This window comes from Photobacterium sanctipauli, from assembly GCF_003026495.1.
Classification (GTDB): Bacteria; Pseudomonadota; Gammaproteobacteria; order Enterobacterales; family Vibrionaceae; genus Photobacterium; species Photobacterium sanctipauli.
In genome coordinates this window covers 17174-30753 of sequence record NZ_PYMA01000005.1, presented here as the reverse complement: position 1 = coordinate 30753, position 13580 = coordinate 17174, and the positions used below count along the sequence as shown (strand labels likewise).

At 36.4% G+C, this 13580-nt stretch carries 8 protein-coding genes; all 8 read right to left on the bottom strand.

The features are described 5' to 3' along the window. Positions 1-14: 14 nt before the first annotated feature. Positions 15-2795, bottom strand: a complete 2781-nt coding sequence (locus C9I98_RS09990; protein ID WP_107271930.1) for an Ig-like domain-containing protein — start codon at positions 2793-2795, stop codon at positions 15-17. 20 nt (positions 2796-2815) lie between these two features. Beyond that, positions 2816-4147, bottom strand: a complete 1332-nt coding sequence (locus C9I98_RS09985) for an autotransporter outer membrane beta-barrel domain-containing protein (RefSeq protein ID WP_081878849.1) — start codon at positions 4145-4147, stop codon at positions 2816-2818. Positions 4148-4276: 129 nt separating this feature from the next. Beyond that, entirely contained in the window at positions 4277-6580 is a 2304-nt protein-coding gene (locus C9I98_RS09980; protein ID WP_158262676.1) for a caspase family protein, read from the bottom strand. A 25-nt stretch (positions 6581-6605) separates the two neighbouring features. Then, entirely contained in the window at positions 6606-7382 is a 777-nt protein-coding gene (locus tag C9I98_RS09975; protein ID WP_107271929.1) for a dienelactone hydrolase family protein, read from the bottom strand. Continuing rightward, positions 7375-8763 carry a serine/threonine protein kinase gene (locus C9I98_RS09970; RefSeq protein ID WP_107271928.1) on the bottom strand — a complete coding sequence of 463 codons (1389 nt, stop codon included), beginning with the start codon at positions 8761-8763 and terminating at the stop codon, positions 7375-7377. Before C9I98_RS09970 ends, C9I98_RS09975 begins: the two co-directional genes overlap by 8 nt. Continuing rightward, positions 8750-9796, bottom strand: a complete 1047-nt coding sequence (locus C9I98_RS09965) for a PP2C family protein-serine/threonine phosphatase (protein WP_051902114.1) — start codon at positions 9794-9796, stop codon at positions 8750-8752. Before C9I98_RS09965 ends, C9I98_RS09970 begins: the two co-directional genes overlap by 14 nt. Further along, positions 9793-10317 carry a type VI secretion system-associated protein TagF gene (gene tagF / locus C9I98_RS09960; protein WP_036820621.1) on the bottom strand — a complete coding sequence of 175 codons (525 nt, stop codon included), beginning with the start codon at positions 10315-10317 and terminating at the stop codon, positions 9793-9795. Before tagF ends, C9I98_RS09965 begins: the two co-directional genes overlap by 4 nt. After that, entirely contained in the window at positions 10314-13577 is a 3264-nt protein-coding gene (gene tssM / locus C9I98_RS09955; protein WP_107271927.1) for a type VI secretion system membrane subunit TssM, read from the bottom strand. Before tssM ends, tagF begins: the two co-directional genes overlap by 4 nt. Between the last annotated feature and the right edge of the window lie 3 nt (positions 13578-13580).

Below are 13580 nucleotides of genomic sequence, written 5' to 3'. Positions count from 1 at the left end.
GTTATCAGCTCTACTTATTGATTACTCTTAAGGTCGATTTCAATGAGTAGCTCCGTTTCATGGCTTCCGTCATTCTTGTTTTTACGATGATAGCACTTCTCTCCTTGAAACTTGCTAATTTCAAAATCTGTTTCGACAACTAAATCAGACTCGGGTTCTGGGGTAAATGTTAACGTACTTGTCTGTTCAGCTAAGCACTCTAAATCGAACTCATATTTAGAGTATTTTCTATGGTACTTATCTACAGAAGCACCAATAGCATATACAACCGTTGTCTCTGATACATCATCGCTTTCAACATCAACTTTTGTTGAGTATTCAGCAGGTGCTGTATCTAAGCTAACGCATGCTCCATCTTTTAATACTCCAGAAGTAAACTGGCAAAGTGCTTCATTGTTACCTTTATCAACCTCAACTGTATATTTATCAATAGTTGGATTTTTAAGTATAAACTCTTGGACTTTACAAACTGTACCGTCCCACACACAAGTGTTTAAAGCAGGATCTAACGTAACAGGAGTACCATCAAGAACACCTAGTTTTTTCCATTCCTCACCAGGGTAGCGTGACCAGACTTCATCAGTTTTTTCTGTACCATCGTTACCCAAAATATAAATTGTAGTCGATTCGTCTATTAGGTCGAGGAACTTGATATTAAACGTAGAGGTATTCAAGTCAGTACAGTTTTCATTACGCTCGGAAACAGTATTAGCTAGGTTTAACTGACAATACGGATCCAAATCAAACTCTGTGTCTAAATCCATAGATTTAGCATAAAACTGAGCGTCTTGATCATTATTAGAAAAACCTTGGTAATCTTCAGATGATACAATCAAGCTATACAAACCTAGACCAGTATCATAATTAATATGCAATTCGACATCATTGCCCTGGCTAATACTTAAATTACCTTCATTCTCCATATTATTAGGATAGAAGTTAAAAAAGATTTTTTCAGCAAATGGTTCAAATGATTTATTACCAGAAGTATTATCAAAATCAGGGATTACAGGCTTGATACCAGATGTTTCTATTGAAATATCATCATTAGCTAAATATAGAGTGTTAATAGCTAAATCACTTATAGAGTCTTCAGCGATTAATGGTGTTGCAGAGATAATACATGAATCATCAATAGAGTGCTCATCAAGGTCTGATTTCACAGATAAAAATATTGTATCACTCTCTGAATTGTCATCTTTGTTAACTCTATTTTCATAAACTGAACATCCAGAAGAAAAAGTGGGACTGTCTTCACTTATGACGTCAGAAAAATTCACAACCCTAATTGCGTTACCATCCTCATTCAACTCAACAAGTTGAATTTTAATAATATCCGTAGTCTCATCTAAAAATTCATCAACAAGCTTATAAGCTTTCGGGGTGTCATTCGACACTTGTACTGAGCTGACAAAAGAACCTGATGAAACGACAAGAACTGAATCATCATTTGTAACGACTAGTTCACTATCAGCTAATATTCTAAACTCATACTGTTTAGGAGGTTGAGGAGGTGGAGGACAATTTGGGTCACCAGGAGTACAACAATCTAGATCCTCAGGAGCACATACGGAACAATCTGGATCTTCAGGAGGACATTTACCCAAATCTACTTGAGCTAAAACTTCCTTACACTTATAGTCTCCATCATCACAATCTCCTTCAAATTGCATAATTCGTATAAACAAGTCAAGAATTTCTGTATCTGAAGAAGCATAATCTAGATCAATAACTTGCTTTTTAAAATCATCAGATAGTTTAAATACTTTTCGACCATCAACTTCATCAAAGCTTACAGCACCTCTTAATTCTGAAATTACCTCATCTAATAACTTGTACTTTTTATCTTCGTCAAACTTTAACTCAATATAAATATGTTCAGAAATATCCCTAGCTCCAATTTTAGCTATAATTGTATGCCCAGGATCAGCAGGACTTAAAGTGGCTATAGGTTCTTGACTGATATTCTTTGGTTGTGGGTCGACATGAACAGGATCTATTGCTATCGTCATCTCTTGGTAATCATCAACTTCGACTGGAATTTCTCCTGAGGTATATAGTTCATTAACACCATCTACTTTTACATCACTGATGATTAATCCTTTTCCAGAACCGACCTCTAATGGCTTGACTTTAAATTTTGCTTTATCTCCTTTTTCTACGTCAAAATATTCTGATTCATTAATGAAATTTTTAATCTCTTTAATAACAGCTTTTTTATCACTATTTCCATCTTCATCAACAAAACTCAGTTCTAACTCATAATCTTTCCCTGGCTTATCTGACATGGTAAGCGATATATTCTTAATATCACCTACTAGCCCAGCCTCTCCAATCTCGTTGACTGTCATATTCAATGTATCGAATGTTAACTCACAATCAATGCCATCATAGGCGGCAAAAATGGTAACCTCACCTGGGTTGTGCACCTGAAGAGCGCCATTTTGTTCTACTGTAACGACGCTTTCATCAGAACTTCTCCATTCAATATCGTCATCGTCCCCTAGGTTTGAGTCTGGATCACAGGCAGTATTGATAAAATTTTTCTTGGTAGAGCTCAACTCCTTACCAAATAGACAAAGTTTATACCCTGTTGCTCCTGAAATGGCAAAGTCAGACTCTTTATTATCAGCTCCTCGCAATGTCATGGTCAGCGATGCCAAATCTAATTCAGAATCATCTATTTCATTGTTGTCGACATTTACAACATCACCAGGTGAAGCAGAATCATCACCACCACAACTATACAAAGTAAAGGTAAGCAAAACACTTAATATTATCGTTAATATTTTCATGGCTATTTCACTTCTGTAAATTAAAAGTCTAAATTCACACCAACACTGATTGAATACGCAGATGTATTATCGAGACCTAATAAAGTTCCCACTTCTCCGTATCCTCGCAAATTGTTCATGAAAATACCGGATACGCCAATATGAGCTGTGCCGTAGAATGAATCTGGCTCATCGGTTAAAACTGGAAGAATTGTACTACCCGTATCGCCTGCAATACGAGTTACAATTGTATTCGAGTCGTCTTCAAACTCATAATGCATATAACCACGGAAATACGGTTGAATTACACCAACTGTAGAACTGAAAGGATAAGATGCAGTTCCTCCAACAATTAACTGTGTTGATGATAAATCATCAACTTTATCTACAGTAAGCGCTAAATCATCATTTCCTTTAACGACTTCTTCTTTGTAACCATCAGTCGTTGATGTTGTATATTGAAGCATACCTTCTGCATTTAATGCCCATAAATTATAATTAAATAAATATCCACCACCTACCGACACACTTGTAATATCTGACCCAACATTATCCGCCTTTACAATTGTTGTATCACCAGCGATATTAATACCTCTCTGCATGTCCAACTCCAGAGCGGAATAGCTTATAACACCATCTATATACCAAGCATCAACAAAATAGCTAAAATAGCCTGTAACAATTACACCATCTATATCAGTTTTAGTGTTTTCAGTATCGAAATCATTCTCATAAAATGGAAAGCCCAGTGATAAACCAACTAAATAGCTTTTGTTAAACGTATAGTCTCCACCAACGGTTATACCGTATCCATCAAAATCATAACCCGCCTGATTCAAAGTCGCATCAACATCACCGTTATCGTAGTCAAACCGCCCATATACTCCAAAACGTGTGAAATCATCATCACCAGCAGAGCCTCCCTGATGAATGACATATTCATTTATCAATGAACCATCCCTATTCATCATCGCAACACTTGAAGTTTCACCTGTTGCTAGGCCACGTACAGCGCCAATGCGTGCAGATACAGCCGCACTATTAGACTTATTAAGTTTCGTCACATTATCAGAAAGTTGCCCAGACTCATCCGAAGCTATGGCCAAATATGCATCTACCTGATCTTCAGGAGATAAGTCATCTATATCTTCTAATGTTTGAAGTAGCTCTGGTGAAGCTTGACCAGAATCTCTGATGTTATTTAACGATTTGAATGTCTCACCAACCGTAGTTCTTGGTTGTAAGGTAAATAAAGTGCTACATTCACTAAAAATTTTCCCTGAACATAAGTCATTTGCTTCTATAGTTGGTATATACATCATCGGAAGAACAATTAAAAAACCACTTGAATAACTTTTCCTTAACTTAATCATATATAACCTCGCCAATGCTAATATATTATTAGTTCATTAATTTCTCGTATAACAACCCCTCAACAAATTTGAAGAGTTGGTTATATCTAGTCATTGCACTCCTTGCACAAGTTTAAGGCTTGATTTTTATTAGATTTTCACAAAAAAGTAATCAACAGATTGATGATTAGAACTTTTAATTGGTGCATATAAAGGTGACTGATCAGCATCCAACAACGCAGAGTCTTTTTTTACTTTAGGAAAAAGTTGGTTATAGAAAGTATTTGCATCTAAAACACCATCATTAACATTTAATATTCCAATAAAATGTTTTGCAAAAATTGAATGTTTACCACCACCACTATCAAGTACGGGTTGAAGTCCACCAGAACTCATCACAGTTCTTGACTTGCCTTTCGCCATCACACTTAACCATTTATTGTACTTTTCAGTATCGCCCGTCGCACCGACGCCAGGAGTTAATATTGCATTTCTTGTCAAGATACCTGAATAACATGAGTCAGCGACTACCATCACTTTTCTAATCGAACTCGTTGCAATCAAGTCTGTTACCTGCTGAGTAGAGATCCAATTAGTAATATTGTTGTTTTCAGCATCTACGGGCAACCAATAGCCCCTACTGTCTCTGATTTCACCGTGTCCGGCATAATAGACAAGGAGGTTATCATCCTCACCGAGCTTTTCTCTCATCTCATTTAACTTCGACATGATTTCAGTACGTCCAGCATTTAATAGCAATGTCGTTTGATAACCATATTGATGCTTCAATACATTAGAAAGTGCTTTCGCGTCAGTTTCTGGTGTTCTTAAATTTGGTAGGCTTTGATAATTATTATTACCAATGATTAATGCATGAAAATTACCAAAGTCAGCTTGACTTGGCACAACAGGTTGACTAATAGAACGCATCGTTGCTTCAGTAGAAACTAAGCTAATACCTTCAATCTCAGCCTGAGTACTTGATATGCTGGCTTTTAATACTGCAATTTCTTCTTGATTATCTTCAAGCTTACTGGTTTTATTTTCTAATATATCCTGTAACTCAATGAGTTCTTGGCCAGCTTGATCACTTCTTGAGATTTCATTCTTTAACGATTCTTCAAGGTACTGATTTCGCTCACTCATCACAAGATATCTTTCATTCATTGAGTCAAGTAAGGCACGTGTTTGATCAAGCTCAAGACGTAAGTTGTTTACCCTACTCTCGTCTACTTTCTTGTTAATGACATCTGATTCATTGGAAGATTGATAAGTAGCTATTCGAGATGAAAGCTCATTAATTTCATCAACATATAGCGACTCTTGTTGTCGAAGTACATCTAGCTGTTTACTAAGCTCATCATTTTGCAACTTCTGCTCCAATAACTGATCAGCTAGGACTGTTGTTGTAACTTCCGAGGAATTAAGGTTATTAACCTTATTTTGCAATTGCTGCTTCTCTACCTCATATTCAGCCTGAACTTGATTAAGACGATTGTTAGCTATTCGCAACTCTTCCTGCTTTTGTAACAATAGCGCTTGTAACGCCTGATTATCCGCAAGTGAATCAGTTAAGTTTAAACTTGATGCCTCTTGCTGAGACCGTGTGTTTTGCCTCAAAGACTCTAACTCTTTTGACTTATTTTCTAACTGGGTTTCGAGTTGATCGACCTTATTAAGCTGTTCTTTTAGCTCCAGTGCGACCGTCGAGTTATCAGACGTTTGAAGGGCTGGAGACGGTACATCGACATATACAACATTTTGCTGAAGTGCACGCTGTTGCGCTCGGTGCAGATCACTCCGAGACTTGGCTAACTGATTTCTTAATGCATTAAGCTCTGACTCTTTACGCAAGGTAGCAGCTTTTTCCTTTTCTAGCTGCTGCTTATAAGGAGCAAGCCTGGCTTCAACCTCTTTCTCTACTGTTGATAAGTACTCTAGTTGATCATCGGTTAAATCCGCTGCAGATCGATAGTAATTAAGTGCTTTAGCTTTATCTTGTCTGACACCTAATCCTGCTTCATAAAAGGTACCTAAATTGACTTTTGCTTGAGAATGGCCTTGTTTAGCAGCTTTTTGATACCAGGCTAACGCATTCTGATAGTCAGGCACACCAGACACACCGTTCTCATAAATCTCGCCGACATAATATTGCGCTTGAGCATCACCTGTTTGCGCTTCTGCTAACCAGACATTTAAAGATTCAGATAGATTACTACGATCGTAAATTGTATATTCACCACCACGAATACCACAATCTAATGCTGTAGTTTGAATAAGTCTGCGTTTTGACAAGTATGTTGCTTTAGTTCCTAGCCGGCGCACAGAACCTGGTAACAAACAGTCAACTTTGACAAACTGATCGACATTTGTTGAATTATTAGAGAAATAAATCGACTCCGATTCATTTGAAGTGCAGCCAATTAATACTGTCATGCTAATTGATAAAAGCATGTAACATGCGTTATTTTTCTTGCATTTAATATAAGATGATTTCGTAATACTTACCCCAGCCTGTTGTATGTGCAACGCCAGGTAAGACCATAATTTTTGCATCAGGAAAAGCAATCTCAATATTGGATTGCATAACTTCATAGGGAACATTTTTATCTTCTCCACCAAAGAAGAACAACCAATTTAAATTGGCATGACCATAAGTTAAGTCAACTGGATTTACAGAACCATTGAGGTAAGTATAGCCATGTAAATTAACCCAGCTATCGATATCTAAATTTCCAGCTAAAGTTATTACTTTTGAGACATATTTTAGTTCTCTTGCCATAAGCACTGCAATTGCCCCACCACCACTGTATCCTATCAATATGATTTTTTTGCTCTTAAAATTTTTTACTTTTTTGTTTAAGTATTCTGTCAATGCGTCATTCATACTCTTGATAATATGAGATCCATATCTATCATAAGTCCAGTCTTCAGATCTACACTCATAACTAAACCCATGGTAACAAGGTCGTCCAAAATAAACTTTTTCATTATAATCAAAATCCATAAGCGATTGAATAACAGATGATTTTTTTGTTGGATCAGATGAAATGAAAAATCTATTTTTCCATGGTTTCCCATCACCGTCTATATATATATGTATTTCTTCAGATTCAATTTCCGCTTCCTTATACCATACTTTATGGGTATATAACCCAGAATAAATAGTAAAAGATTGATAATCTATTAAATAGTAAGAGTTATTACTTCCGCAGGACAGAATAAAAATTAAGTACAATAAATACAATCTATTCATTTAGTAATTTCTCAAGATCATCCATAAGGGAATTTAAACCTTTATGATTTGGGCTTACCTTCAATCCTCGCTGTATTGCCACATGTGCTCGTTCTGCATCTTTCATTAGTATATAGTTTTTTGCTTCCTTAAAGTTAATGTCTGCAATATTACTAAGTCCTTTTTCAGCTTCAACATTTTTTGGATCTAACGATAGTACTTTTAAATAAGCTTCATATGCATTATTCCCAGGTGGTGATATTATATTCCCAACCCCCATATGAGCATCAGCAACGGAGAGCATGAATGTTATTTCTTCAATAACACTTTCGGATAAATATCGTTCCATAGGTATAGTTTCAACGACTGGTACTTCAATATCTAAATTCGTATCCCCTCGAGTGAAAAACATGTAATAGCTTACAGTTGAAAACATAACGAGCGCAAAGATGATCATCACTATCTTAACTGTTTTTGAAAAGTGTAATTTTTTTGTCTTGCCACCAGAAATAAGTTCACTTGCATAGACAGGCCTTTGGCTCCGATTAAAACTGAGCCCTACACTTAATTTCTTCCACTCTGACTGGCTAATTTGGACGACTCGCTCCGGCTTAAGTTTTTTCGCACGTGCTTGAGTTGCCATCAAGCCATTGAATGGATGCCTGCCAGTAAGCATTTCATACATAACAACAGCAAATGAATAAATATCATCCTGTCGCACTGGTTGTAGAGCCTCTATCATTTCACAACTAGCATAAGCTGGTGTTAGTGCACCTAACTGGCTGATATCAAATCGAGTTACTGTTGCTTTGTTAATTACATCCGCATTCACTCTTGAAATACCAAAGTCGATAACCTTTACATCACCATTGTCACAAATGAAAACATTGTTTGGTTTAAAATCACAGTGCACTAACCCTTGTTCATGAGCATATTCAAGTGCTGAGGCAATCTTACCCCATATTCTCATACAGTCTTGGTAACTAGGTAATGGGTTGTTTACTATCCAGCTATCTAGGGTAACGCCTTCCAAATACTCCATCGTCATAAATACACAGTTATCTTCACGATCAAAATCAAATACACGGACAATATTTGGATGTGACAATCCTCTTGATTTTGTGGTCTCTCTTTGCAGGCACATTAAGGTCTCTTCGGAACTTAGTGTCGATGCATCCATGATTTTAACAGCTACCCAAGGAAACCTTTCATTAGCTTCCTGCTGCCTTAAATCAAGCGCCTTATAAACACTTCCCATCCCTCCTCTACCCAACTCTTTCTCAAGCCGAAACCTACCTTTTAAGATGTCTCCTAAACCATATCTAACTTTATCGGCGCTATCTGGTCTATCGCTGTTAGAGCTTGGGTCAATGTTCATCAACCGTGTTTTATCGGAAGGCATAATACACTCCAAATACAGCAGCAATGATGACAAACACCAACCACAACCATTTTCCACTCTTTCTACTTTCCGAAGGAATCGTCTGATATAAATCACTGATAGGAATAGTCATGTTATTAATTATATTGAGATTATTCTTAAAGCGGATGAATAAATCAGAGCGATAATGCATGTATTGACATTTATCAAAACGACCTGAAACAAACTGTGAATAGTACTTAGCAAGCTCATTACTTAAGGCTTCAACTTGCTCGTGATCGTGCATAGACTTTTCATCTACTTCTAGAACATCAACCACAGTTATTGTGACATTATCTGAAGCGCCATTTGATAACACGCTGGCTAGCAATCCCTCACAACATTTTTTCACATCACCCGTTGAGGCTAACTCCTCAATTTGCTTGTGAGATAATTCTTTCGATAAACCATCAGAACAAAGAATAAATCGGTCACCAAATTTATAATCATGGCACTTCAGCTCAAGCATTAGCTTTTCATCAGCTCCTACAGCACGTGTGATGACATTAGCTAATGGGTGCTGCTCTGATTCTTCTATTGTCAATTCCCCCCGATGAATAAGCTGTTGAACATGGCTATGGTCGACAGAAAGCTGCCTCAGCTCATCTCTGTACAAATAAAGCCGGCTATCACCAGCCCATAAAATACAGGCCAAATTATCAACAAAAGTCAGAAGAACGACAGTAGAGCCACACATCTCAGTCTCTTGGCAAAGGTGATTATTCACCTCAATCAAGGCGTCTTCTATGGTTTCTATTCTATCTGGTAGCCTCGTCGGTAGCTCAAGAGACTCTATACGACTAACAATGAGCTTACTGGCAACATCACCTTTCGTATGACCACCCATTCCATCAGCGACTAACCACATAGAATCGGAATCTCGGTTCAAATATGCATCTTCATTGACATGCCTTTTATAGCCTGGATGTGAAATTGAAAAAGTTTTAACAAGCAATTTTTTGGCGTTGGTTTCGAGATCTACACTGTCTTCTGAAGTTATGTTAGAGCTGTTCATAATACGCCCACCATTAACCTGATTTGTTCAGAGTTAGGCCATGAAATTGAAGAGAAAGATGATCCAGAATCATTCCACCAATAGGCAGATATATCACCCTCTTTAGTTTGACTCGGTATCGGCAAGCGGTTTAATTCATCAGTAAACTCTTCCAATGTAAGTTCCCCATCTTTAAGCTGTTGCATTAACCGATAAACTTTTCGAATTAATTTATTGTCTTTCGAAGGATGAAACAGTCCAGGTGAAAATACATAAAAGGGGTAGCAACGACCGACGGCATCATAGCTTGCTATAATACAACCGCAATAATCACCACAAAGTGTGACCTGAACTGGCAAATTAAAACACCAAACAGACATATCACGATATGCATTGTTCCATTCTTTTTTCAAAGCAACATTGATTGCAATTGAATCAAATGTTAGGCGTAGAGATTCCTGAAGCTGCAAAGGCTCATTATGAGATAAAAAATCACTATGTGTTGGAATTTTTCCACCAAAGCTCCAATTCCCGTCAATCATAACTCCTCCGGACAACGAAACCGACGGAAGTCATTCAATAGCAGCAGGTTATTTTTCTCTGGTACTTGTAATTCTAGAGAAAAAAACCAACCTACCCCCCCTTTTTTTATAAGGAAATTACCATTTCTCAGAGGTCTTGCAGAAAGAGACTCTGACATTTTATGCAATGCCCATAAACCATAATATCCTCGTTCCCAGATTGTAAAATCAAACTCATCAACTAATTTTATTTTCACTTCCGATGTGCCAGAATGCAGAGGCCAACGTGCATGTAACCATTTACCATCGGCTTGTTCATAAACTAATGAATCATTGCCTACATTAATATATACTTTTGAAACTACAGGTGAGACACTCTTCAGACGAATACTAAAATCAAAGCCAGGGTTATCACCTGCAATGAAATATGAAGATGAAATTTTTTTTGATAAACTAAAACCACTAATCTCGTTTAATTTTTTTGTTGCACTAGGATGATAATTATAAAAAGTGTTAAACAATCCTGACTGACCAAAAATTTTTGTAAAGTCATTTAATGACATATCTAATTTACTTTTTTTAGAAAAAGGATACCTACCGGAAGTTCTTTCTTTACATACCGAACTTTTTTCTTTCCATGCTACATTCAACGCAATATCCGCCATTTCTTTCATTGCCGTATCTGCCTGACTGGATAAATACCCAAACCAAAGATTAATAGGAGATGGGAGTTCAGCAATAAGAATTTGAAATTGATTGTTTATTGCTATGTTACTCTTCAACTCTGAGCTAGGTTCTGTTATTTGCTTTTCTAATAGATCTTTTATCTTTGATAGTTTTTGATTTAGCCTGATAACCCCTGTTGTTTTCTTATCAAGTGAAGCCCATAAAGTAATATCACTAAAATTACGATTAAAATGATTTTCTGCAAGTTTAACAAACCATGAATTTTTTTTATCTTCCTTGATTTCTTTAGCTATATGTAACTGCGAGATAACACTTGATAGCCATAAACTGAAATCACTTTCAGAATCTGAAAGCTGATCTAATTGCGCAACTAACCGTGTTTTATCATTTTCTAGTTTCAAACGTATACTATCAAAATAACTCATCCAAACATTAATATAGTTAACAATGTAGTCAAGCATCATTGTGTTGACTATTGCTTTGCTGTCACTTCCATTTGATTTAGTAATTAACTGATTGCTGTCACTTAATACCCAACCCTCTCGCATGTATACTTCAGTCATTTTCTCAACATCTTGTTGTAGTAACCACAGCATACCTTTCTGACTATATAATGAAGATGGTAAGGCAGAAAGTGACAATCCGTCACTTCTTACAAATAAATCGTCCATACTTGCGCTATATCTAATAAGTTTCTCATCCCATTCAGGTATTCCTTTTTTTGATCCAAGTGCTTGTAACAACCTTTTTTCAATCGAGAAATATTCTAGTTTTTTTCGAGCAACTAATATAGCATGTTGATCAACATTAAAATCCTGCTCGTTAGGTGTTACGATAGCTCTTTCCATGTGATAATAAAGTAATTTGTTTTCTTCCTCGCTTAAATCCGAACTTTTTGCAAAACTAGGATTTTTTTTCAGCCAGGATAAAAGAAACTTTTCATCAAAAAAACGACCTGTAGATAGCATGATATAAGCTTTAAGCTGCTCATATAATACGACTTGTCGAACACTGGCATTCAACATACTAGCTCTTATTTTATTAATCAAAAAAGGAATTAATGTAGATATGTAAACACCCTTTTTTGCATGATATAAAGCTTCTCGAATATCACCATCAATAAATAATGTATTAAAGTTGTTTTCTGAGTACTCCTCCAGTAAAGAGTCAACATCTTTAAAAAAACCTATACTTCCTTCAATTGTACTTAATTTTCTTTTGTCGTAAGCAATTAGATCAAATTTATCTTGAAACTCCTCTGCTGTTATTTTTACTTTATTTGCTTCGTTCCACCAATAAACATTCATCCCAATCAGTAAAGAAAAACATAGAGAAGAAACTAAAATAAGCTGCATTCTTTTCTTTTTTAGATATTCAATTGCATGACCTGCGAAACCAGCTTCTTTATAGATAACATCAGAAAAAGCGGTCTGAATAAAATAAGCTTTAGGGTATTGCCTTAATGATACATCAGACAAAGAGTAACCATATTGACTCGATAAAACTTGCGAGAATATCTTCTCTACAGGGTTACCATTTTGAGTTCCGCTGGTAAAAAAGACACTTCTTAATTTAATATCATACTTAAGTTCTGCAGCAAGATAAGTTGTAAAATTTGAAATGCTGTGTGTAAGTTCTACAAAATGTTGATAAAAAATCAAGACTTGTTGCGCTTCATCCTGCCTAAGTTCAGATTGCTTGCTATAAACCCAAACCTTTAAGCGTTGCAGTAACTCTTTAAAGTTGCTGTTACTTTGATCAAACGGAAAGCCCCATAGCCTTCTTCTCTCTTTAGATTCAAATTGATGAAAGCAAGCATCAAAACCTGGCAGCAAGTCTGTTTTAGTAATAAAAAGATAAACAGGTAAACGGACGTTAAGTGTTTTTTGGACATCATCCAACCTTTTAATAGCCAACTGAATAAATTTGTCACACTTCTCTGAAGACATTAAAGTATCAACTGACAAAGTTAGTATTATTCCGTTTAGAGGCTGGATAGGACGATATTTGTATAGTTTGCTGAGCAATGAAGACCAGTCAGAGGCATCTTTTTCTTGATGATCATGGCTTGTAAGACGCCCTGCTGTGTCTAATAATACAATCTCTGAAGATACCCACCAATCACATAAAACCGTTCCAGCAATACCTTTTTCTTCAAGCGCTTCTTTACTCCCTATAAAGTCCAAGCCAGACTTTCGAAGTAAAGTGGTTTTTCCAGAACCCGGAGAACCAATGACTAAATACCATGGAATTTCATATAACCTCTTTTTACCGTCTTTCTCCATGTTAAGAGCAGTGAAAACCTCACTAAATATTCGGTTAAATTCCGAGTCAGGAGTTAGCTTACCTGCTGATACTTGTCCCATATCATTAATTAACGCCTGCTCTCGCTGGTTCTCTTTTCTTTTTTTGTACCAATGTACAAAAGCGACTAAAACTAAAAGCACCAAACCAAGAGCAATTCGTACCCATATGGAGCGGAACACTGGTACGCCAGCAATACTTATCCATGGCAAAACATACCCAATAAAGAGCATTCCTATAATAACGCTTAGCGAACTCCAGACTGGTAACCTGTGAATTAATTGATTCATATT